This window comes from Glutamicibacter uratoxydans, assembly GCF_006539925.1.
In the GTDB taxonomy this organism is placed as follows: domain Bacteria; phylum Actinomycetota; class Actinomycetes; order Actinomycetales; family Micrococcaceae; genus Glutamicibacter; species Glutamicibacter uratoxydans.
The window spans coordinates 16,615-39,005 of sequence record NZ_BJNY01000004.1 but is presented as its reverse complement, the minus strand read 5'-3'; the positions used below and the strand labels follow the sequence as shown (position 1 = coordinate 39,005).

The 22,391-nt window shown below is 62.8% G+C and carries 22 protein-coding genes and 1 riboswitch; of the genes, 6 read left to right on the top strand and 16 right to left on the bottom strand.

From position 1 onward, the window contains the following. Window positions 1–286 precede the first annotated feature (286 nt). Both AUR04nite_RS17850 and cls read right to left on the bottom strand, forming a co-directional pair. Window positions 287–1,744 carry a hypothetical protein gene (locus tag AUR04nite_RS17850; protein ID WP_170184080.1) on the bottom strand — a complete coding sequence of 486 codons (1,458 nt, stop codon included), beginning with the start codon at window positions 1,742–1,744 and terminating at the stop codon, window positions 287–289. A gap of 239 nt (window positions 1,745–1,983) precedes the next feature. After that, window positions 1,984–3,504: a cardiolipin synthase gene (gene cls, locus AUR04nite_RS03905; RefSeq protein WP_246055355.1), complete on the bottom strand. Its 1,521-nt coding sequence runs from the start codon at window positions 3,502–3,504 to the stop codon at window positions 1,984–1,986. Window positions 3,505–3,664: 160 nt separating this feature from the next. Here cls and AUR04nite_RS03900 point away from each other — a divergent pair, with 160 nt between their 5' ends. After that, window positions 3,665–4,540 (top strand): aminodeoxychorismate lyase, encoded by an 876-nt coding sequence (locus tag AUR04nite_RS03900; protein WP_141362152.1) that lies wholly within the window; start codon window positions 3,665–3,667, stop codon window positions 4,538–4,540. Between the two features lie 3 nt (window positions 4,541–4,543). On the opposite strand, the gene AUR04nite_RS03895 is transcribed toward AUR04nite_RS03900, so the two are convergent. Then, window positions 4,544–6,871, bottom strand: a complete 2,328-nt coding sequence (locus AUR04nite_RS03895) for an ATP-binding cassette domain-containing protein (protein WP_141362150.1) — start codon at window positions 6,869–6,871, stop codon at window positions 4,544–4,546. Continuing rightward, a complete protein-coding gene (locus AUR04nite_RS03890; protein ID WP_141362148.1) occupies window positions 6,868–7,488 on the bottom strand; it encodes an ECF transporter S component in 621 nt (206 codons plus the stop codon). Before AUR04nite_RS03890 ends, AUR04nite_RS03895 begins: the two co-directional genes overlap by 4 nt. Window positions 7,489–7,553: 65 nt before the next feature. Next, window positions 7,554–7,671, bottom strand: a riboswitch (TPP riboswitch). A 75-nt stretch (window positions 7,672–7,746) separates the two neighbouring features. Between AUR04nite_RS03890 and AUR04nite_RS03885 the strand changes: the two genes are divergently transcribed. Further along, window positions 7,747–7,998, top strand: coding sequence for a DUF4235 domain-containing protein (locus tag AUR04nite_RS03885; protein ID WP_141362146.1), 252 nt, complete (start codon window positions 7,747–7,749; stop codon window positions 7,996–7,998). Window positions 7,999–8,074: 76 nt separating this feature from the next. On the opposite strand, the gene AUR04nite_RS03880 is transcribed toward AUR04nite_RS03885, so the two are convergent. The 7 genes from AUR04nite_RS03880 to AUR04nite_RS03850 are packed head-to-tail and all read right to left on the bottom strand — an operon-like array spanning window position 8,075 to window position 14,920. Then, window positions 8,075–8,566: a GNAT family N-acetyltransferase gene (locus tag AUR04nite_RS03880; RefSeq protein ID WP_141362144.1), complete on the bottom strand. Its 492-nt coding sequence runs from the start codon at window positions 8,564–8,566 to the stop codon at window positions 8,075–8,077. 3 nt (window positions 8,567–8,569) lie between these two features. Next, window positions 8,570–8,995 carry a monovalent cation/H(+) antiporter subunit G gene (gene mnhG, locus AUR04nite_RS03875; RefSeq protein ID WP_141362142.1) on the bottom strand — a complete coding sequence of 142 codons (426 nt, stop codon included), beginning with the start codon at window positions 8,993–8,995 and terminating at the stop codon, window positions 8,570–8,572. Further along, window positions 8,995–9,261 (bottom strand): monovalent cation/H+ antiporter complex subunit F, encoded by a 267-nt coding sequence (locus AUR04nite_RS03870; protein WP_141362140.1) that lies wholly within the window; start codon window positions 9,259–9,261, stop codon window positions 8,995–8,997. Before AUR04nite_RS03870 ends, mnhG begins: the two co-directional genes overlap by 1 nt. Further along, complete coding sequence (locus AUR04nite_RS03865; protein WP_141362138.1) at window positions 9,258–9,887, bottom strand: Na+/H+ antiporter subunit E; 630 nt, start codon at window positions 9,885–9,887, stop codon at window positions 9,258–9,260. Before AUR04nite_RS03865 ends, AUR04nite_RS03870 begins: the two co-directional genes overlap by 4 nt. Before the next feature lie 13 nt (window positions 9,888–9,900). Beyond that, window positions 9,901–11,502 carry a Na+/H+ antiporter subunit D gene (locus AUR04nite_RS03860; RefSeq protein ID WP_141362136.1) on the bottom strand — a complete coding sequence of 534 codons (1,602 nt, stop codon included), beginning with the start codon at window positions 11,500–11,502 and terminating at the stop codon, window positions 9,901–9,903. After that, on the bottom strand, window positions 11,499–11,948 hold the full coding sequence (locus AUR04nite_RS03855) for a Na(+)/H(+) antiporter subunit C (RefSeq protein ID WP_141362134.1): 450 nt from the start codon (window positions 11,946–11,948) through the stop codon (window positions 11,499–11,501). Before AUR04nite_RS03855 ends, AUR04nite_RS03860 begins: the two co-directional genes overlap by 4 nt. Continuing rightward, window positions 11,945–14,920 (bottom strand): Na+/H+ antiporter subunit A, encoded by a 2,976-nt coding sequence (locus AUR04nite_RS03850; protein WP_141362133.1) that lies wholly within the window; start codon window positions 14,918–14,920, stop codon window positions 11,945–11,947. The genes AUR04nite_RS03855 and AUR04nite_RS03850 overlap by 4 nt, the downstream gene beginning before the upstream one ends. Before the next feature lie 201 nt (window positions 14,921–15,121). Between AUR04nite_RS03850 and AUR04nite_RS03845 the strand changes: the two genes are divergently transcribed. Beyond that, on the top strand, window positions 15,122–16,450 hold the full coding sequence (locus tag AUR04nite_RS03845; RefSeq protein WP_141362131.1) for an MFS transporter: 1,329 nt from the start codon (window positions 15,122–15,124) through the stop codon (window positions 16,448–16,450). A gap of 72 nt (window positions 16,451–16,522) precedes the next feature. Beyond that, window positions 16,523–16,906: a DUF4282 domain-containing protein gene (locus AUR04nite_RS03840; protein WP_141362129.1), complete on the top strand. Its 384-nt coding sequence runs from the start codon at window positions 16,523–16,525 to the stop codon at window positions 16,904–16,906. A 56-nt stretch (window positions 16,907–16,962) separates the two neighbouring features. Here the strand turns inward: AUR04nite_RS03840 and dcd are convergent, their stop codons facing one another. Then, window positions 16,963–17,544 (bottom strand): dCTP deaminase, encoded by a 582-nt coding sequence (gene dcd / locus AUR04nite_RS03835; RefSeq protein WP_141362127.1) that lies wholly within the window; start codon window positions 17,542–17,544, stop codon window positions 16,963–16,965. A gap of 179 nt (window positions 17,545–17,723) precedes the next feature. Here dcd and AUR04nite_RS03830 point away from each other — a divergent pair, with 179 nt between their 5' ends. Then, window positions 17,724–18,584 (top strand): M15 family metallopeptidase, encoded by an 861-nt coding sequence (locus tag AUR04nite_RS03830; protein WP_141362125.1) that lies wholly within the window; start codon window positions 17,724–17,726, stop codon window positions 18,582–18,584. Here AUR04nite_RS03830 and AUR04nite_RS03825 read toward each other — a convergent pair whose 3' ends face one another. From AUR04nite_RS03825 to AUR04nite_RS03815, 4 genes are all read right to left on the bottom strand, one after another. Beyond that, window positions 18,585–18,923 carry a hypothetical protein gene (locus tag AUR04nite_RS03825; protein ID WP_141362123.1) on the bottom strand — a complete coding sequence of 113 codons (339 nt, stop codon included), beginning with the start codon at window positions 18,921–18,923 and terminating at the stop codon, window positions 18,585–18,587. It abuts the gene before it with no gap. 282 nt (window positions 18,924–19,205) lie between these two features. Next, window positions 19,206–19,508, bottom strand: coding sequence for a GNAT family N-acetyltransferase (locus AUR04nite_RS18410; RefSeq protein ID WP_281285102.1), 303 nt, complete (start codon window positions 19,506–19,508; stop codon window positions 19,206–19,208). Next, complete coding sequence (locus tag AUR04nite_RS18505; RefSeq protein WP_407646652.1) at window positions 19,405–19,719, bottom strand: GNAT family N-acetyltransferase; 315 nt, start codon at window positions 19,717–19,719, stop codon at window positions 19,405–19,407. Before AUR04nite_RS18505 ends, AUR04nite_RS18410 begins: the two co-directional genes overlap by 104 nt. A 330-nt stretch (window positions 19,720–20,049) precedes the next feature. After that, window positions 20,050–21,756: a fumarate hydratase gene (locus AUR04nite_RS03815; RefSeq protein WP_141362121.1), complete on the bottom strand. Its 1,707-nt coding sequence runs from the start codon at window positions 21,754–21,756 to the stop codon at window positions 20,050–20,052. A gap of 112 nt (window positions 21,757–21,868) precedes the next feature. Between AUR04nite_RS03815 and AUR04nite_RS03810 the strand changes: the two genes are divergently transcribed. Then, window positions 21,869–22,360 (top strand): SseB family protein, encoded by a 492-nt coding sequence (locus AUR04nite_RS03810; protein WP_170184079.1) that lies wholly within the window; start codon window positions 21,869–21,871, stop codon window positions 22,358–22,360. Window positions 22,361–22,391 lie beyond the last annotated feature (31 nt).

Sequence of the window (22,391 nt, the reverse complement as noted above, 5' to 3'; positions counted from 1 at the left end):
ACGAAGCAAACATTGTTACGGCCTCTCTGGATTCTTCTTTGCACCAAGTCGCCGCCTCTGAACAAAGATCCATGGATCATCCACTTACTTGCCAGTACGTCCATGCCATCGAAAGAGTGTTGCCTTCTCAGGATTTCGAGGCTAGCCCTCAGGAGTAATCGAACCAAGCTACATGTGGCGGAACACGAAAAGCTCCCCGAAATCCACACTGAACTATCAAGTCGGATTTCGAGGAGCAATTCATCCTCACCAGCTGATCATTGACCTGCTGATACTCAAGGTCAGGTTAGCTGTGCTTTCCGCGGCGCAAACGAAGTAAGATGCCACCTGCGATGAAGGCAACTCCGACCAGGCCTGCGAGCATCAAGGCGTTGCTTGCTCCGGTATCAGCCAATTTGTCCTCAGGTTTCTGGCTCTGCTGCGTGGTCGCTGAGCTATGAGGCTGGGTAGGCGTCTGCGATTCATCTGCCGACGGTTCTACATCCGAGGATTCGGTAGGCAGCTGCGAATCCGATTCAGACGGTTCGACGCTGGGATCTTCTGATTCATCGGTGCTGGACGTCGGTGATGCCGATTCGGTCTCGGGTGGAGAAGCCGACTCCGTTGCCGTTGGCGAGGCCGACTCAGTCTCGGTCGCTGTCGGTGTCGCGGACTCAGTTTCTGACGCGGTAGGCGACGCGGATTCGGTCGCTGTCGGAGAAGCAGTCTCAGTCGCAGTCGGAGATGCCGTTTCAGTCGCAGTCGCCGTTGGAGAAGCCGTCTCGGTCGCTGTCGGAGAAGCCGTCTCAGTCGCAGTCGCCGTTGGCGAAGCGGTTTCGGTCGCTGTTGGCGATGCGGTTGGAGTCTGCGTCGGCTTCTCCGCGTCATACACGCCAAAGAAAATCGAACCCCGGTCCTTGAGGACTGGTTCCGCATCATCACTGTAGTCGAAAAGATGAATCAGATAATTGTCGCCTACAGTCAGCTCCGGGAAAGCAGGATGCTTCAAGGTCAATGTGTTTCCGGAGATCGAATAATCTGTGATCTGAAGTTCCACAAATGGCGACCCTACTGGATTTTCGTCAGCGTACTCTTCCGAATAGTACTCAAGTACGATTTTGTCGATCGGGTGGTAGCCGTCAGGCAGAGTAATTTTCATGTTGGTGAATCCGGATTCGATCATGTCCGCACCGATTTCCCCGCTCGTTGCGTTTGCCTTCAAACGCGCAGCATCCTCACCGAAATTGATAAAGGTTCCAATATCTGTACCGGTGGAATTCTGCGGATCGCTTGGATCATCAAGGATCCAGAAAGAGAACATCCATTGATTGTCGGTGAGGAAGTTGGCGTAAGTCATTCCTTCCGGAAGGACAAGTGAAATCTGCCCTTTCGCATATGTAGCTTCAGCAGTTGTGCCAGCGTTGTACCTGTTGCTGAACGCTACGCCAAGAACGTCCCCATCCTTGAGCTTGTACTTTGCGACTGTCTCTTCCGGGACATCGAAAATCACCGAACCAGGAGTATTTGCCGTGTCCTCCGCGTTGACAGAGAAATTCTGCTGACCATACGGCACGACAACAGGAACTTCGTCGGTGATCGGGTAAACCTTAGCTGGGGTTTCGGACGCCGCAGGGCTTGAAGTCGCTGCGATGGCCGGTGCTATGACTGCAGCAGAGGTGGCTCCGCCAAATACCAGCGCGCCCACTGCCACCACCGCAAACGGCAAACGCTTCTTACGACCTAAATTATTTGAAGGCTCGCTCATAATGCCTACTTTTCCCCGGATCTGAAAGACGAAGTGATGATTGGGCTCGAATTGGAGCTTAAACGCCCTCTTTTTAGTAGATCACAACTACTTATTGCCGACAAGGAAAATGAGAAAGTTTGCTTCGAAGCATTAATCTGACATGGGAATCTATGCTGAAGCTAGTTGAATTTTCAACAGTAGATTGTTCTATCTTATGGAAATTAAGCCCAGAAGATTTTTGTGATCGATCAAGTCGGCTACTGAAGAGTGGCGGTCAGACGCGCAACATTGTCAATCCACCGCTGCATGCGAGGGCGGCGGCGCCACTGCGCCGAGGTGATTTCACTGGAAATAGCGCGGTAGTCGTTCTGCACCTTGTTCACCGCATCGACCATGTCCTGCCCCAGAAGCATCACTGAAATTTCCATGTTCAGGCTAAAGGAACGCATGTCCATGTTGGATGAACCAACCACAGCAACCTCGTTGTCCACGGTGAAGCACTTGGTATGCAGCACCATGGGCGCCGGATAGCAGTAGATCCGCACGCCTGCGTCCAGCAGGGCCTGATAGTAGGACTGCTGTGCGTGATGGACCAAAAACTGGTCGCCCTCTTCGCAGACAAAAAGATCTACCTCAACGCCGCGCTGCGCAGCGGTGGTAATCGCGTAGAGCAGCGAGTCGTCCGGTACGAAATAGGGGCTGGTGATCATCAGCCGTTCAGAGGCCGAATAGATCAGCGTATTGAACAGGCGCAGATTATTTTCCACGCCGAACCCGGGACCGCTGGGCAGCACCTGGGCCATTGTCGTACCCGGCCGCTCATCCTGGGGCAGCGGGTGCCGTGCCTCGGTAATGTCCAGGAGCACTTCCTGGTTGTCATCCTCCTGCCACCAGTCGGTGGCGAAAGTGACGTCCAAACTGCGCACCAGCGGGCCTTCAACGCGCAGCATCATCTCCACCCACTCGCGTCCCACCTTGTGGGCGGCCTTGCGCTTGTAGCCTGGCTCGATCAGGTTCTGGCTGCCGGTAAACGCAACGGCACCGTCCACCACCAGAATCTTGCGGTGGTTGCGGAGGTCCGGCCTGCGCCAACGGCGTCCGACAAGATCGATGGGCAGCATTGGACGCCAGTTGATTCCGGAACGCTTCAACCTCTTTTTGAAATCCCGATAGCCGCTAACGCGCAGGGTGCCTAGATGGTCGAAGAGCAAGCGGACATTGACGCCGCGCTTGACCGCGGCTTCCAAGGAATCCAGCACCGGATCGACATAATCCGGATCGTCGCCCATGATGTAGAACTGGATGTGCACATAGCGCTTGGCCTTGTCGATTTCCTTGACCATGGCCTGCATCGAACCGCGGTAGTCGGAAATCACCTCAATGGTGTTCCCACCTTCCAACGGCATGGCGCCCAGGTTGCGGTTGAGAATGACTGCCGATTCGACCCATTCCTCCTTCGAATGGAACTCGTCGGGCAGGCGCATATGGGCTGTGCCGCGCATGATTTCATCGTGGGCGCGCTTCTGCTTTTCCAGCCGGCGGCGGGACAGCCGCGGGTTGGCAAAAAGCCAGTAGGCCACAAGTCCAACCACCGGGATGAAGAAGATCGCCAGCAGCCACGCCATCGCGGTCGTGGGGCGACGGTTGCCCGGGACGATGCCGATCATGAAATAGCGGATGACCAGCTCGGCGGTGACCAGTGTGCTCCAAACGATGCCGCCGATCTGCAGCAGAATGTCATTGCTCGGCCACATGGCGACACCCCCTCGATAGCTCATCCCAGGCCACTTGCGGTCCAGACACAGACCAGCCGCACGGCAGCCGGGCAGATGATCTGTGCTTAGCCTATCGAATCCTGCAGGACATCTGCGGCAACAAGAGTCGGGTTTCAACCGGCTTTGGACACGTCAGGGGCGCCGGATTCGATAATCTTGTGTCATGAGCTCACTAGTTTTCCTTGATCCCGCCTACCCCGCAGGCCGGGTCGCCGACATCGCCGCAGCCCACCTGCCAGTCACCCTGCAGGGCGTCAACCGCGGCGACGGCGTTTTCGAATCCATGCTGTACACCCAGCAGACCGTGCGCAAGATCGATGCGCACCTAGCCCGCCTGGCAGTCTCTGCGCAGGCCTGCGACCTGGTGATCCCGGAGGAAATCAGCTGGCGTTCGGCCATCGATACCGCAGTGGCGGACTTCGACGCCACCGGCGGCGCGGAAGAAGCAGTGGTCAAGCTCGTTGCCATGCGCGGCGAACACGATGAAGATCCGGCAGTCTGCTGGGTCACCGTCACCCCGGCGCCAAGCCTGGGACGCCAGCAGCGCGACAGCGGCGTGGATGTGCTGCTGCTCGACCGCGGCTACGATTCAAAGCTTGCCGAACGCGCTCCGTGGCTGTTGATGGGCGCCAAGACCCTGTCCTATGCGGTGAATATGGCGGCCCTGCGCTACGCCCGCAAGCACGGCGCCCAGGAAGTCATCTTCACCTCGGCAGACGGCGTGCTGCTTGAGGCGCCGACCGCCACCGTGCTGCTGGCCCAGCGGGACGGCGACACCAAGCGCCTGCTCACCCCGATGCTTGAAACCGGAATCCTGCCCGGCACCACCCAGGGCGCCATTTTCGACGCCGCCAAGCAGGCCGGCTGGGAACTGGGCTACGGCCCGCTGCGCCCCGAGGACCTCTACCAGGCCGACGGCGTCTGGCTGGTCTCCTCCATCCGGCTGCTCACTCCGGTGCGCACCCTGGATGCCAAGCCGATACGGATGGACGCCGAGCTGCATGCACAGCTCAGCGCCCTGACCGATTCAATCCGGTAGCTGCTACCAGACCAGGTTGTAGGTTCCCGCCCACATCGCGATGCCCAAAGCTGCGACGCCGAGCAGGATCCCTGCAGCCAGGACCGCGCCGTCGCGGAAGGTGAAGCTGACGGTGCGGATCCAGGTCCGCTCCCCGGTGCCGAAGCCCTTGGCCTCCATGGTGGTGGCCAAGCGCCCGGCCCGGCGGATGCCTTGCACCAGCAGCGCCAGCAGCTGGCCCGCCTTGGCCTTGACCCGCTGCCGCATGGTGCCCAGGTTGCCCACGCCGCGCGCTCTGCGGGCCAGGGTCAAGGTGGTGAACTCCTCCACCATCAGTCCCAGCAGGCGCATGCCCGCCAGTGCGCCAAGCACGAAGCGGTGCGGAACCTTCAGCTGCTGGGACAGCGCACCGCCCAGGTCGCTCGGGTTGGTGGTGGACAGCAGGAGCACCATCGGGACAGCCATCGCCAAGGCGCGCAGGCCGGTGGCCACGCCTCCTGCTACCGAGCCTTCGGTGATCTGGAAAATCCCGATGTTCAGCAGCACGGCGCCGGAGTCCTCGCCGACCAGCGCGATGCCCCAGGCAGCCATCAAGCCCGCTGCCAGAAGCGGCCAGCCGCGCTTGAAGAACGCGCCGATGCCCAGCCCTGCCAACGGCAGCGCACACAGCGCGGCGGCAATGACCACCGTGGCCGACACCCAATCCATGGTGCTGATCAAGGGCAGCGTAGCCCCTGCGATGGCGCCCAGCTTGGCCAGCGGATTGATCTTCGCCAGCCAGCTGTCGGCCACCGGGGCGTCGAGCATCGGCCCGGCGGAGCCGCGCACGCCCGAGATGCCTGTGGCCGGAGCCAACTCAATCTGTTGCGCACCCAGCGCCTTGGCGAAATCCTCGTCATGGGTCACTGCCACCACGGCGGTGGATGACTCCAGCTCCTCAATGAGCAGCTGGGCCAGCTCCCGCCAGGTATTCGCATCCTGGCCGAAGGTCGGCTCGTCCAAGATCACCACATCCGGCGAGGCCGCCAACACCGTGGCCACCGACAACCGGCGCTTCTCGCCACCGGAGAGCGTGAACGGATTGGCTTCGGCCAGATCCTGCAGCCGCAGGCGTGTGAGCAGCTCATCCACCCGGGCATCGACCTGGGCCGGATCGTATTTCAGTTCATCGCCGGAACCGCGCTTGGCGCGCAGCGGCGCAAAGGCAAGCTCCTCACGCACGGACTGGGTGACGAACTGGTGCTCGGGTTCCTGGAACACCGAACCGATGCGCGCCACTAGGGCGCCGGCCTTCCAGCTGAACGGTCCCGCGGCAAGCCCGTCGGCCAGCTCGGAGCTGGCCTGCAGCTCTCCTGCCACCGGTTCAAGCAGGCCGCCCAGGGTCAGCGCGAGCGTGGATTTTCCCGCCCCGTTCTCTCCGCGGATCACCACTGCCGCTCCTGAGGCCACTGTCAGGCTGGCCGGCGCGGTGCGCACAGCATGTTCGCCGCGCGCGCAGACCAAATCCTTGGCAGTAAGCTTGGCGGCCCCCGGCGTGCGCAGTTGCGACCTGGTGCGCGGAACATAGCCCGGCACCCAGACACCGGCCTGAGCCAGCTCGGCGCGGATCTGCTCGTCGTCGAACAATGCCTGCGGCGTGAGGTCGTGGGCCAGGCCGCCGCCAGGTTCAAGCACCAGCACCCGGTCCACATGCTTGGCCCAGGCTTCCAGCCGGTGCTCAACCACGATCAGCGTCGCCCCGCTGCTCTGCGCGGCGTTGATGACAGCATCGCGCAGCGGCGGAATGCTCTGCGGGTCGATGTTGGCTGTGGGCTCGTCAAGTAGCATCAGCCCCGGGCCCATGGCCATGATGCCGGCCAGGGCCAGGCGCTGCTTCTGCCCGCCGGACAGCTCCTGGGTGCGGTGCTCGTAGTCCAGCGCCCCCAGCCCGACAGCTTCCAGCGCCCGCGGGATGCGTTCGCGGATCAGCTGCGGGTCGACGCCCAGGTTCTCTGCGCCGAAGGCCACGTCGTCTCCCACGCGGCTCTGCACGATCTGCGTTTCAGGGTCCTGCTGCATCAGCCCGACGGGGAATGACCTGTCGAAGGCGTTCTTTCCGCCCACCAGCAGCTCGCCGCTGGGCGCCGCCTCTTCATCGATTTCCAGCACGCCGGCCAGCGCGTAGAGCAGCGTGGACTTCCCGGCTCCCGAAGGGCCCAGAACCAGCACCTTTTGCCCCGCCGGAATCTCGACGTTCAGCCCGCTGATGGCGGGAACTGCGCGTTCGGCATGCTGCCAGCCGAAGTTCTTCGCGCTGATGCTCAGGCCCTGGCGGGTCCTCGCCTCGGTGCGCGGTTCAAGCGCCGAACTCATTTGGTCCCCGCAACCGCCGGCTCCAGGTGCGCCCGGCGGCTGGCCAGCTTGCCCAGCGCACCGGTCTTGGCCAGGCCTCGAACCGCCCACCAGGACAGCAGGCCGGCAACGACCAGGCCGGAGAACGCGGTGGCTGCCACGTGGAAGACCTTCATGGCCTCGGTGTATTCGGTGAGGTTGGCGACGATGTAGGCTTCGCTGATGCCTGCGAACAATCCGGAGCCCAGGCCTGCCAGCAGCGCCACCGGCAGGTTCCACTTCCGGTAGAGGAACATCGCGAAGACCACCTCAGCGCCCAGGCCCTGGACCAGGCCGGAAATCAGCACGCCCATGCCCCAGTGCGAGCCGAGCAGCGCTTCGATGACCGCAGCCAGGATTTCGCAGAACAGCGCGGCTCCGGGCTTGCGGATGATCAGCGCGCCGAGCACGGCCGGGAACAGCCAGCCGCCGGTGAGCAGCGCGGTGGCTGGCGGGAAGGCGACGAAGGCCAGGGAGAACAGGCCGTAGCCTGCGGACCAGGCCCAGAAGAAAACGCCCGAAGCCACTGCGACGACCGATGCGATCACAATGTCGACGACACGCCAGCTCGATTGCTTCTTGGCAAGTTGTTCAGTCATGAGTTGTCCTCCTTAACAAGGAGGGGGGATGCACACTTTCAACGGCGCTGACAATCGCCTGGTGGCATCCGAGATGCTCGACTTCCTTCGCCGGTACTAGCCGGAGCAGGTTCGAGGGTCTGCGATTTATCGCACTCTCAGCGCTTTCACCGCGGACGGTACAGCGCTCCCCTGTCGGAATATTTTCTGCCCACCCACCATACCGCAGGTAAGCTGGCCTTCTAAACGTTAAGTCTTAACCATGAACGTGAGGTCCACATGAACGCAGTGCAGAAACTCGTCGCAACGGGAATTTCCATTGGCGCCGGCTTCGTCGGCAGCAAGCTGGTGGATCAGGTATGGAAGGGCTTTACCGGCAGCGCCGCCCCGCGCAAGGGCAGCGAAGAAGCGGCGGAAGCCACCTTGCGCCAGGCGCTGGGCTTCGCGATCTTCTCTGCGGTGGTCGCCGCGGTGATCCAGGTGCTGGCAGACCGCGGCACCAACAAGGCGCTGTCTAAATTCAGCAAGTAGCAACAGGACGAAAAACCCGGCGCAGCTCCCAAGAGCTGCGCCGGGTTTCTGCTTTGACCTGCGCTTATAGCGGCTGTCAGGCGGTCGGGGCCGCATAGATGCGCATCATCGGATGGCGCCCCGAGCGGTCAATCCAGTCGGCTTGCTGCAGCCGCAGATACTGCCATCCTTCGCGCTCATAGAGGTTCACCGCGGGCGTCGAGGTCTGCACGACGTCCAGCTGCAGTTCCAGGTGCTGCTCCTTGGCCCAGCGCTGTGTTGCGCGCAGTAGCTCCGCGCCCAGGCCAAGACCCTGCCCGCGCACCTGCGGGTCGACAAAAAGTCTTGTCACCATCGCAATTTTTGGATCTTCCCGGTGTTCATACACCGCAATATGACCGAGTATTTCGCCATTTTGCCCGCCCGCGACCCAGGCGGCGCGGATGCCGTCGGGGTTCAGCCACGCCACGGGGTCCTGCGGCCACCGGCTTGGATAGTCGCTGGTGGCGAACACCGCGCGCAGCACCCTTGTGCATCCGTCGTAGTCTTCCGCCGCGCGCCGCCTGATGGTCGCCTGCACCTGCTCCACGCCCTAGTCCGCTTCCCCAGGCGCGCCCTGGCGGCGTTCGGCACGGGACGGCTTGGCCACGGGAATCGGCCCGGTGGCCGGCGCCGCCGAGACCTCGTCGAGCACCTGGTGCAGCTCGTCGGAAAACAGCGTCTCCTTCTTGGCGTGCTTGGTGCGGTAGCCGGAGCGGCCGATCATATGCGCTGAGACCGGCGCGGTGAGCAGCTGCATGGCCCAGGCGACAATCAGCGCCGGCACGATCAGCCAAGAGCGCAGGTGGATTGCCAGCCCGGCGAAGATCAGCAGGAAGCCGAGCACCTGCGGCTTGGTGGCCGCGTGCATGCGGGTGAGCAGGTCAGGGAAGGTCAGCAGGCCGATGCCTGCAATCAGCGACATCAGGCATCCCAGGACCAGCAGCACCGCGACGAGGATGTCCAAAAACATGTCCATCAGGCGTTCCTCTTATCCGAGACATAGCGCGAGACGGTCACCGAGCCGACGAAGCCGATGGTGCAGGCCGCCACCACGAACAACAGGTAGTCGGTGTGCCGGTTCACGGCCATGTCCACGCACAGCCCGGCGGAGATGATCAGCAGCAGGACATCCAGCCCCAGCACCCGGTCGAGGATGGACGGGCCCTTGATCACGCGGATGACGCAGGCAATCGCCCCGAGGGACAGCATGATGCCGCAGATCCAGGCAACAATCTCAATCATTTGACCGCCTTCTTTCCTTTAAGCGGTAGGCATTCGCTCTTGATGGCCTCGTACTCGTCGTGGCTGCCGATGGCCATGATCAGCCGGCGCTCGATCTGCCGGATGCCCTCGCGGGCCTTCTCCATCTGCTGCACATTCTCGATGTCGATGTAGTGCAGGTACAAGGTGGAGGAGCTGCGGTCCACGTCCAGCACGAAGGAGCCGGGGATCAGGGTGAGCACATGGCCCACGGTCATCACGATCAAGTCCGAGTTGGTGCGCAGCGGCACCGCGATCACTGCGCTGTGAGTGTTCTTGCCCCGGGCGATGGCCAGCCAGGCCACGTGCACGCTGGCGGCGATCACCTGGCCCAGGAACCAGATGAACAGCTTGATGCAGTACCAGATGTTGATGCGCCCGGAGAGCACCACCGGCGGCAGCGGGAACAGCGTCACCACGAACAGCGCGATGATGGCCCCGAAGAGCAGGTTCCCGGCGGAGAAGTCCTGCCACATGGCGGCCCAGACGAAGACCAGCAGCAGCAACAGCGGCCATTCCTGTTTGAGCGTGGCGCGGTGGCGGACGCCGGAGGTGTCCAGCGCGTCGTCAATGCGCTGGTCGCGCGGGCTCAGGTCCTTGGTAGGCATCGTTCTCCCCCGTTCAGTAGTTCAGGATCGCTGTGATGTATGGTTCGCAGGCAATGAGCTCCACGGCCACGCGCTGGCAGAAGTCGAAGATCGGCCCGGCGAAAACCGTCAGCGCGATGCCGGCTGCCACCAGGGAGCCGGTGGCGTAGCGCATGCCCCAGGGCAGCGCCTCGGCTTCCATTTCCCTGGCCAGCTTCAGCCCCAGGTGCGGGTTCTTGGCGCCGCCGGCGGTGGTCTGCTCGGTGACCTTGGTCCACTGGTCCACCAGCATCGGGTTGGGGATCTCGGCATCCGCCGCGCGGCGCCAGAACATGCGGGCCCACACGCGGATGATCGCCAGCAGGGTCAGCAGGCTGGTGAGCAGGCCGGCGCCGATGACCACCCAGGTCAGCGCGTCGGCTTCCTGGGCCGCGGCGTGCAGCAGGCCGAATTTGCCCAGGAATCCGGAGAACGGCGGAATGCCGCCCAGGTTGATCGCCGGGATGAAGAACAGCAGCGCCAGCGCCGGGGAGAGCTTGGCCAGCGAGCCGAGCCTTGTCACGTTCGCGCTGCCGGCCCTGCGTTCGATCAGGCCGGCCACCATGAACAGCGAGGTCTGCACGATGATGTGGTGGCCTACATAGTAGATGGTCGCGGCGATGGCCAGCGGCCCGCCCACCGCCACGCCGAAGATCAGGTAGCCGATGTGGCTGGTCAGTGTGAAGGAGAGCATGCGCTTGAAGTCGGTCTGCGCCAGCGCGCCGAGGATACCGATGACCATGGTCAGGGCCGCGACCACCAGCAGCCCGGCGTTGACCGAACCGCCGGGGAAGAGCAGGGTTTCGGTGCGCACGATCGCATACACGCCCACCTTGGTCAGCAGGCCCGCGAACACCGCGGTGACCGGGGCCGGGGCCGTCGGGTAGGAGTCGGGCAGCCACAGCGAGAGCGGGAAAACCGCCGCCTTGATGCCGAACCCGATCAGCAGCAGCACGTGCAGGATCAGCTGCGGGCCCTGGTCCAGCTGCGGCAGCTTCACCGCAAGGTCTGCCATGTTCACCGTGCCGGTGGCGGCGTAGGTCATGGCGATGCCCATCAGGAAGATCACCGAGGAGACCACTGAGACCACCACGTAGGTGGTGCCGGCGCGGATGCGTTCGGCGGTGGCGCCCAGGGTCAACAGCACGTAGCTGGCGGTGAGCAGGATCTCGAAGCCCACATAGAGGTTGAACAGGTCGGCTGCCAGGAAGGCGTTGGACACGCCCGCGAGCAGAATCAGGTAGGCGGGGTGGAACACGGAGACCGGCCCCGGCTCGTCCCCGTCGGCCAGGCCCTGGCTGGTGGCGTAGAAGAGCACCGCCAGGGAGACCAGGGTGGAGATCAGCAGCATGAAGGAGCTGAAGCCGTCCACCATCAGGGCGATGCCCCAGGGCGACTGCCAGCCGCCAATGTGGATCGCATAGGACTGCCCGCCCCATACGGCGGCGACCATGCCTGCCTCCAGCAGCAGGGTCAGGCACAGGATGCCGATGGTGATCAGGCGCTGCAGCCGGATGTTGCGCCGGGCCAGGAAGGCGGCGCCGGCGCCGAAGATCGGCAGCACGACTGCCAGCGGAGCCAGGTCTAGAAAATTCACTCTTCCCCCTCGCGCACCGGGCGGCCTTCTTCGTCGACGAATTCTGTGGTGTCTTCCGCCACCGGCGAGTCCTCTTCCTCGTCGTAGGCGGAGGACAGTGAAACCTTGACGTCTTCGGTGTCATCAGCCAGCACATCGGCGCTGGTCAGCGTCCAGGAGCGGTAGATCATGGCGAGCAGGAACGCGGTGACGGCGAAGGTGATCACGATCGCTGTCAGGATCAGCGCCTGCGGCAGCGGGTCGGAGTATTCCTCCGCCGGCAGCTGCGCCTGGAACAGCGGGGCCGCGCCGCGGCGCCCGCCGGTGGTCAGAATCAGCAGGTTGATGCCGTTGCCGATCAGCATGATGCCCAGCAGCACCCGGGTCAGCGTGCGCTCGAGCACTAGGTAGAACCCGGTGGCCAGCAGCACCCCGGTGATGACCAGGAAGGTGATGTTGACGCTCATCGGCCGACTCCCGTCGTTGAGGCGTGGATTGGGTCGTGTTGTTCGATCGGGCTGCGGCCCTCGGAGAGCAGGTCGATCTCGCTGCCCAGCGAGCGCAGCACGTCCTGCACCAGCCCCAGCACCACCAGGTACACGCCGATGTCGAAGATCGTGGAGGTGACGAACTTGTGCTCGCCGAAGACCGGCAGCCAGAACTCCCAGGCGTACATGGTGAAGATTTCATCCCCCACGAACAATGGGACGATGCCTGCCACGCCCGCCAGCGCGATGCCGCCGCCGATCAGCATGCCCGGGGCGATGCGCATCGACTCGGACAGCTCGATGCGCCCGCCGGCCAGGTAGCGGATCGTCAGCGCCAGGCCTGCGATCAGGCCGCCGGCAAAGCCGCCGCCGGGGGTGTTGTGCCCGGCCAGCAGCGTGTAGACCGAAAGGATCAGCACCGAGTGGAACATCAGGCGGGTGACCACCTCGAAGATGATGGAGCGGCGCTCTGCCACCAGGGTGTTGCCGGCCATCAGCCAGTCTTGGTTGGAGCTGGCGGCGAAGCGGCGCGCCATGCGCAGCTCCACCTCCTTCTCCTCCTTGGTGCCCATGGCCTCCGAGCCGGAGTCGATGCTGCCCGGTGCCACGTCGGTGGCGCGCACCCGGGCTCCGAAGCCGCGCCCGGCGAAGATCAGCGAGGCCACGCCGGTGGCCGCCGCGGCCAGCACGGTGATTTCGCCGAAGGTGTCCCAGACGCGCAAGTCCACCAGCGCCACGTTAACGATGTTCTTGCCATAGCCCTCGTAGTAGGCCAAATCCGGCCACTGCAGCGAGATGCTCGCCTGGCCACGCGCCGCCAGCATCGCGATGGCGATGTAGATGACCATCACCGCCAGCGCGATGGCAAGCAGGGCCCTGCCCCACTTGATCGTGGTCAGGCCCACCCACAGCCGCTTGGGCAGCGCGCGCAGCGCCAGCACGAAGGACACCAGCACGATGGTTTCCACGAGCAGCTGGGTCAGCGCCAGGTCCGGGGCGCCCTGCAGCGCAAAGATCGCCACCATGCCGTAGCCGGTGACCGAGACCATCAGCACCGCCATGAAGCGCTTGGGCGCGATGATGGAGATCACCGCCCCGGCGATGATGATCACGCCGATCACGATCTGCGCCGGATGGTCGGCGAGCACCCAGTTGCTCGGCCACGGGGTCTGCACCGACAGGGCGATGCCCAGCGGCACCACCAGCACCACGGCCAGGATCACGCCCAGGTAGAAGGAGAGCGAACCGCGCTGGGTGCGGCCGGTGATCCAGATGGCGGCGATGTCCAGCGCGTTCACGCTCATGCGGTAGAGCTCTTCGGCGGAGATGACCATGCGGCGCAGCGGGGCGCCGGTGTCGGTGGCGCGGCGGATCAGGTAGAAGACGACGCCCAGCGTGATGGAGGCCGCGCTCAGGCCCAGCGCCGCATTGAAGCCCGCGAAGGCCGCCAGATGCATGCCCGCGGGCCCGCCCTGGGCTGCGGACCAGTGCTTGGCCAGCAGCTCCACCGGGTGCGGGTAGATGCCCAACAGCAGCGTCAGCGCGCTGAGCACCAGCAGCGGGGCCAGGAAGATCAGCGTCGGCGGCTTGCAGCTGCGCGGCTCCACCTTGTACTTCTTCACGCCGAACGCGCCGAAGAAGAAGCGCAGCGAATAGGCAAGGGTCAGGCCGGCGCCGAGCACAATGCCTGCCAGCGCGGCAGTCCCCCACCAGGAATCCAGGTGCAGGGCCGACTCGTACACGCCCTCCTTGGCTACGAAGCCCAGGGTCAGCGGGATGCCGGCCATCGAGGCCGCGGCAATGCCGGTGGTGGTGGCCAGGATCGGCATGGCCCGGCGCAGCCCGGTGAGCTTGCGGATATCGCGCGTTCCGGTGTTGTGGTCGATGATGCCTACCGAGAGGAACAACGTCGCCTTGAACAGGCCGTGGGCCAGGGTCATGGCCAGCGCGGCGAAGGACGCCTCGGGGGTGCCGAAGCCGAAGACCGCGATGATGAAGCCCAGCTGGGAGACGGTGCCGAAGGCGAGGATCAGCTTCAGGTCATACTGCTTCAGCGCCCTGAACCCGCCGATCAACATGGTGGTGATGCCGATGCCCACGGTCATCGGCACCCAGAACGCGGTGTCGGCAAAACCGGGTGCCAGCCGGGCGATCAGGTACACGCCGGCCTTCACCATCGCCGCGGCGTGCAGGTAGGCGGAGACCGGAGTCGGGGCGGCCATGGCGCCGGGCAGCCAGAAGTGGAAGGGAACCAGCGCCGACTTGGACAGGGCGCCGACGATGACCAGCGCGATCGCCACATCCGTGTACGTCCCCATCGCCTTCAGCTGCTCGGCAGACGCGAGGATTTCGGAGAGCTGGTAGCTGCCGGAGGCGGCGCCAAGCATCAGGATGCCCGCCAGCATCACCAGGCCGCCCAGGGTGGTGACGATCAGCGCGTTCATCGCCGAGCGGCGCGCGGTGATCAGCGCCTGACTGAAGCCGATGAGCAGGTAGGAAAGCACGCTGGTGATTTCCCAGAAGATGAACATGATGATGATGTCGTCCGCGGTGACCAGTCCGGTCATCGCGCCGGCGAAGGCGACCATCTTGGCCGCGAAGCTGCCGATCTGCGGGTCGTCGTTCTTGAAATACCTGGCGCAGTAGAAGAGCACCAGCGCGCCGACGCCCAGGATCAGCAGCAGGATCGTCGCCGACAGGGTGTCCATGCGGAAGTTCAGCCCGATGTTCAGCCCGCTGATCCAGTCGATCTGCAGCGAGGGCGGTGCGTTCGGGGCGCCGGAGGCCAGGGTCTGGTCGGAGGAGAGCACTGTCGGCAGCTGGAACAGCAGCCAGATGAATCCCACCGCTGGAACCACGGCGACAATGTAGAAGGCATTGCGCTTGAAGGCCCTGAACAAGATCGGGCACAGCGCAGCCGTGGCAAAGAGTGCACTGAGAATAGTTAGCACGCGTCTCCTCTGTCGACTGAAAATGGGGCAGAGTCCGACGACCAAAAATAGCCGGCACCTGTAATTTTATCAGCCGGGGTGCTCAATCTGTTCATGTCAGAGCGCCTGTCGTGTAATATTCCCCCGCCCTCCACGGCGCAGTATTCCCCAAGCTGTTGGGCAATTCATCTCTTGATTACCGCAAACGGGTACTATGCCAGCATGGGAATCAATCAGCTGCCGGCGACCGAGCCGACACGTGAGAAATGGCTCAACAAATACACTTGGGCGTGGGCCAGCTGGGACTGGGGGCAGGCGGCGATCAACGCCGTGATGATCACCTTCGTGTTCACCGTCTACCTGACCAGCGAGCTGTTCGGCGACAAGGACCATGCATCCCTGGTACTGTCCCAGGCGCTGGCCATTGCCGGGGTGTGCATCGCCCTGCTGGTTCCCGTGACCGGCCTGCGCTCGGATGCCGCCGGGCGGCGCAAGCTGTGGATCATGGTCAACACGCTGCTGCTGGTGCTCATCTGCGCCGCTTGCTTCTTCGTCTTCCCCGATCCCTCGTACCTGTGGTTCGGCGCGCTGCTGATCGCCGCCATGAGCGTTGCCAGCGAATTCGCCGGGGTCAACTACAACGCGGTGCTCAACCAGATCTCCACCCCCGCCACCGTGGGCAAGGTGTCGGGATTCGGCTGGGGCATGGGCTATGTGGGCGGGATCCTGGCGCTGGCGCTGGTGCTGTTCGGATTTGTCCAGCCGATCGTCGACTGGCCCGGCGCCTCGACCGAGAACGGGCTGAACATCCGGCTTGTCGCGCTCTTCTCCGCCGCCTGGTGCCTGATCTTTGCGCTGCCTCTGTTCTTCGTCATCCCCGAAACTCCTGCCGCGAGCTCCGAGAAGATTCCACTGAAGAGCTCCTATGTTGTGCTGTTCAGGCGCATCCGGGATCTGTGGAACGAAGACCGCAACCTAATCTTCTTCCTGCTCTCCTCGGCGGTCTTCCGCGACGGTCTGGCAGCGATCTTCACCTTCGGCGGGGTGATCGCGGCCGGCACCTTCGGATTCAAGCTGAGCGAAGTGATCATCTTTGCCATTGTCGGCAATGTGGTCGCGGCCCTGGGCGCCGTCGTCGGCGGAAGGATCGACGACTGGCTCGGGCCCAAGGCGGTCATCCTCGGCTCGCTGGTGGGCCTGTTGATCGCGGGGGCCGGGGTGTTCTTCTCCCCCGAAGCCTCCGGATTCTGGATCTTCGGTCTGCTGCTGTGCTTGTTCGTCGGACCTGCCCAGGCCGCTGCCCGCTCCTACCTCTCGCGGCTGATTCCCGCCGGGCGCGAAGGCGAGCTCTTCGGGCTCTATGCGACCACCGGCCGCGCGGTGTCGTTCCTGGCGCCCGCGCTCTTCTCCCTGGCCATTGCCATTGCCACCCCGCTGGTCGCCAGCGGCCAGGCGCAGCGCTACGGCATCCTGGGAATCCTGCTGGTGCTGCTCATGGGCCTGCTGCTGCTCTTGCCGATCCGCACGCCGAAACAGGTTAATGCATCCTAGACTCGGCTTTAAACAAGCTATTAGGGTAATGTCGAAGAAATCATCACCGCATCAACAGAAAGCGAACCTGCCATGAAGGCACTTTTCGACATTAGCTTTACCAAGTTCGTCACGCCCTCGATCCTCAAGGTCCTCTATATCCTGTTCATGATCGGCCTGGGCATCATGTACATCGTCATCGTCGTTGCTGCGTTCTACGAGAGCACCGGCATGGGACTTGCCACCATGTTCATCTTCGGCCCGCTGGTCGTGCTGGTGTACCTGGCGCTGATCCGCGCAAGTCTCGAATCGCTGATTGCACAGATCCGCACCGCAGAGAACACCGCCGAATTGGTCCGCCTCTCCGGCGGCTCCGCCTCCGGTTTTGACCAGCCGGGTCCCGGCTCATACCCTGGCCCTCAGGCCGGCCCGAACCCAGGCCCGAATTCCGGTCCACAGAATCCTTACCAGCACTAATACCTGGCATAAAAAATGACGGCACCGAGGTGCCGTCATTTTTTATGCCCGCTGCATCAGCTCTCGATGATGGTGCGGTGGAAGTTGAGGTGGCTGCGCGAGGCGGTCGGCCCTCGCTGACCCTGGTAGCGGTTCCCGTAGGGTCCCGAACCATAGGGGTGCTCTGTTTCGCTGGTCAGCTTGAAGAAGCACAGCTGGCCGATCTTCGAGCCCGGCCACAGCTTGATCGGCAAGGTGGCCATATTCGACAGTTCCAAGGTCACGTGGCCGGAGAAGCCCGGGTCAATGAAGCCTGCTGTGGAGTGTGTGAGCAGGCCAAGGCGGCCCAGCGAGCTCTTGCCTTCAAGCCTGGCGGCTACGCCGTTGCCCAGGGTAACCACTTCATAGGTTGAGCCCAGCACGAACTCGCCCGGGTGCAGGATGAACGGCTCATCGGGATCCACCTCGACCAGACGGGTCAGCTCGTCCTGCTCCAGAGAGGGGTCGATATGTGCGTACTTGTGGTTGTCGAACAACCGGAAGAAGCGGTCGATTCTTACGTCCACCGAAGCGGGCTGGACCATCTCTGGATCAAAGGGGCTCAGCCCGATCTGACCGGAGGCAATTTCACGACGAATGTCACCATCTGAATACAACACGCCTTTCAATTTAGCGCGGATGGCGGCCAATCCGCTAACCCGCGCGCGGCACAACGGATTGGACAATGGCATAAAACCGCCGACATGTGACCAAAATTCCCCTCCTGCGCGCAGCAGATCCAGATATCCTTGAAGCGGGGACAGTTCAGCACACACCGCACCATCAAGGACTTTCATTCATGCGTTTGGCCCATGCCATCACCAGCAGCGTCATTGCAGGCCTGCTGGTCTTCTCAACCGCAGCGCCAGGCACTGCGGCGCCCAATGATCTGCCGACGGTGCAAGCCGATGAACTGGGCAAGGCATCAAGCATGCTCGCACTGATCAACCCCAGCACCAAGCTCTCTCCAGAGGACTACACTCCAAAAGACCTGGTGAACGTCGCCGGAACCTCCGTCACGCTGCGCCCAGAGGCCGCCGAAGCCGTCGAGGCGCTGGTCGCCGACGCCCGCAAGGCGGGCCACAGCATCAAGGTGCTCAGCGCCTTCCGCTCCTACCAACGCCAGAGCGCCCTGTTCAACCAGTACCAGTCCAAGTACGGCACCGCCTACGCCGAACGCATCTCCGCCCGTCCCGGAACCAGCGAACACCAGCTGGGCCTGGCTGCTGACCTCGGCTACACCAACAGCTATGCAGAGCTCAAGGAAGCCTTCGGCCAAACCCCTGCGGGCCAGTGGATCGCCAAGCATGCGGTGGACTACGGCCTGATCATTCGCTATCCGGTCGGTATGGAAAGCATTACCGGCTACAAATACGAGCCGTGGCATGTGCGCTATATCGGCGAAGATCAGGCCAAGGCGATGGCCGCCAGCGGCGCCAAGACCTACGAAGAGTACTACTCGATGCTCAAGAAGCAGGCCCAGAAGGAAGCCAAGGCAACGGACAAGGCCAAAGTTCCCGAGGTCGAGCAGAAGAAGCCCGAGTCGAAATCCACCGAGGGAACTGCCAAGCCTGGTTCAGGGGTCCTGCAGAAGGATGATCTGATTGTGCTTCGATTCCTGCCGCCTTACCGCGACTGGTCCTTCGGCTTCATCCCCTAGTTAGACGAGGGCCGCGGCGCTGAACAGCACGGCGGGCAGCAGCGTCGAGGCGAATGCGGTGACCCAGTGCGCGGTCTTGCCGCTGGCGTTCTGGCAGTCGCCGTTGCGCTTGCGGCGGTTGACCAGATAGACGTTTACGAGAACCCAGATGATTGCACCGATGGCCAGAGGCGGGCCCAGCACCTGGTTTGAGGAGAAGTAGGATTCCATCCGCTGTCCCAGGCCGGCCGAACTGAGGCCGGAGAACAGCACACCTCCGGTGAAGTAGGTGTAAAGCAGCCAGTAGTAGATGATTCCTGGAATTCCCAGCAGGACGTTAACGACAAACAGTCGTGTCATTCCTTAGCCTCCTGGCAGTACGGCACCTTGGCGGCGCATCGGGCGCCAACACGGATTTTTTCAAAAGTCTACTCCCCCGCCCACCGCGGGACGGCCACCGGCGCAGTTGAACACGCGGGGTGCTGAAGGAAAACTTCCGTCCAACCAAGCGCAAACCATCGTTGTCGATGTCCTGTCGGGAGACCTGTTCATGGAGCATTTCCACGATGCAAGTTTTTCCGCGTGCCTTGCTGCCATCTCGTTTTCAGGGCGCGACTTCAGAACAGCGTCCGTGCCGCAAGATTACTGCGCGCTTCTCAACTTCTCCCACTCTTGCCGGGTGATGATGTAATCGACGTTCCCCTGATCCGACCCAGGGATTGAACTAATTTGCCCAACATCGCGCGTCCGCAGATGGCTCATGCCCAAGCGGCTCATCACGGCTCTAGAACCTTCATTGACGGTCATCGTCTCGGCAAAGATTTGTGCAAGACCCAATTCGTCAAAACCATAAGAAAGCAGCGCTTTGGCCCCCCTCAGAGGCAAGGCCTTGACGCCAGAAATCGGGAGACAGACGGTATCCGATCTCGGCTTGCCCGCGTTCATCTTCGCTCGCTGGCGCTAGGAGCCACCATCCAACGAATTGAGTTCCAACGAATCCCGTCCAGTATCCGAGGCCGTCGCGTGCAGAACTAAGCCGCCCGCAGTGGTGCTTTTCCACTTCAGCACGTTCTCTTGCGACTCCGTTTCCGAGATAACGCATAACTTCGGGCCTGGCGTCCAGTGCAATTTCGTGTTCAAGGTGGTCATCGTTCATCGGCACGAGAGTTAGCCTCGGTGTCCGAATTGTCCGCTGCTTCATGCCCTGACTATTTCAAAAGGTGCCCTCGATGCCAAATACTGTCCGGACGCATGCATCTAATTTCAGCCGTGGAGTGCCAGATGCCAGCGAGCGACTCTGATTCTTCGCGGTTGCCCCACAGAAGTTTCCCCTATGCCGAGGGTGCAGTGTCGATGACTATGGCCGCCAAAACGATGGCAACACCTAGCAGGCAGATGAAAACACGCTAAATCAAAACTGAACTAATTGAACTTAAATGAAAACTCGCCGCTGTGGCCCACAGCGGCGAGTTTTATGGCGCGAATGCTACTTGGCGCGGACCGGGATGCCGGTGAAGGTCGGCTTCATGGTCGATGCGAAGAAGTCGTTGCCCTTGTCGTCCACGACGATGAAGGCTGGGAAGTCCTCAACCTCGATACGCCAGATGGCTTCCATGCCGAGCTCTTCGTATTCGATGACCTCGACCTTCTTGATGCAGTCCTGGGCCAGGCGGGCGGCAGGGCCGCCGATCGAGCCCAGGTAGAAGCCGCCGTGCGAGTTGCAGGCGTCCGTGACCTGCTGGGAGCGGTTGCCCTTGGCCAACATGACCATCGAGCCGCCGGCTGCCTGGAACTGGTCCACATAGGAGTCCATGCGTCCTGCAGTGGTCGGGCCGAAGGAACCCGAAGGCATGCCCTCAGGGGTCTTGGCAGGACCTGCGTAGTAGACCGGGTGATCCTTGAGGTACTTCGGCATCTCTTCGCCGGCGTCGAGGCGTTCCTTGATCTTGGCGTGGGCGATGTCGCGGGCCACCACCAGCGGGCCGGTCAGCGACAGGCGGGTCTTGACCGGGAACTTGCTCAGTTCGGCCAAGATCTCATCCATCGGCTTGTTCAGGTCGATCTTCACCACGGAGGAGCCTCCGGTGCCGGTGACGCCGTCGGTCTCATCGTCGTGGGCTGCGATGGCCGGGTGGTTCTCATCCGGCATGAAGCGGGCTGGATCGGTTTCCAGCTGCTCGACGAACAGGCCTTCTTCGGTGATCTTTGCCAGCATCTGGCGGTCGGCCGAGCAGGAGACGGCGATGGCTACCGGCAGCGAGGCGCCGTGGCGCGGCAGGCGGACTACGCGCACGTCGTGGCAGAAGTACTTGCCGCCGAACTGTGCGCCGATGCCGAAGTGGCGGGTCAGCTCCAGGACCTTCTCTTCAAGTTCGGTGTCGCGGAAGCCGCGGCCGGTCATTGCGCCCTCGGTAGGCAGCGAATCCAGGTACTTGGCCGAACCGTACTTGGCGGTCTTCAGCGCCATCTCCGCGGAGGTGCCGCCGATGACGATGGACAGGTGGTACGGAGGGCAGGCTGCGGTGCCCAGCGAGCGCAGCTTCTCGTCCAGGAACTTCAGCATGGCGTTCTCGTTGAGGATCGCCTTGGTCTCCTGGTACAGGAATGACTTGTTGGCAGATCCGCCGCCCTTGGCCATAAACAGGAACTTGTAGCTGGTGTCGGCCCCGTCCTTGGTGTTCGCGTAGATGTCGATCTGCGCTGGCAGGTTGTTGCCGGTGGCCTTCTCCTCCCAGGTGGTGATCGGAGCCAGCTGCGAGTAGCGCAGGTTCAGCGTGGTGTAGGCGTTGTAGATGCCGCGCGACAGCGAAATCTCGTCCTGTACCTCGGTCAGCACGCGCTGGCCGCGCTTGCCCATCACGATCGCGGTGCCGGTGTCCTGGCACATCGGCAGGATGCCGCCGGCGGCGATGTTGGCGTTCTTCAGCAGGTCCAGCGCCACGAACTTGTCGTTCGGGCTGGCTTCCTCGTCGTCGAGGATGTTGCGCAGCTGCTGCAGGTGCGCTGGGCGCAGGTAGTGCGAGATGTCGTGCAGCGCGGTCTCAGCCAGCTGCTCGAGTGCTTCCGGGGCTACCTTGAGGAAGTTCTTGCCGTCCGGGCCGGCGACAACTTCGACGCCTTCGGAGGAAATCTTGCGATAAGGGGTGGTGTCTTCGCCAATGGGAAGAATGTCCTCATAACGGAATTCAGGCATGCTCGTTCCTTGATTCTCTTTGTGGTTGCTCAAAGCCAGTTTAGGCCTTGTAACCGAATTTGGCTTCTTCGGGCGTTTGCGCGCAGGGCTGGATCACGACATGCTTGGGTGTATGAGCACCGAAAACAACGACGCTTCCCGCGAAGGCCAGGAGCAGGCCGACGCACCGGACATGATCGTCGAAACCCCGATGGATCAAGAGCGCGCAAAGCCCAAAACCCACTTTGAATTGATGCTTCAGGCGGCCATGAACAAGCCGGAGCTGGCAGGTTCGCTGATGGGAGCGTTCATGAGCGCCGAGGTCTTCTTCCTCTCCCGCGAAGAGGTGACCGGCGCGAACAAGAACGCGCAGCCGCTGCTGCTGACAAATCCCGCCGGCGCGCCAATGGTTGCGGTGTTCACCTCCCTGGAGCGCATCCCCTCCAGCTACATCGACCAGGCTGGCTACGGCGTAAAGGTGCAGGGCGCTTCGATCGTGCGCGCGCTGGAAGGCACCGGCTTTGTGGTGAACCCGGGCGATGACCTGAGCTTCGAGATCCCGGCCGACGGCGTGGCGATCCTCAAGGAGCAGCTGCTGAACCAGAAGCCGACCTCCGAAGCGTAGCCGCGGCAATTTGGCGTATGCGCCGCTGCTG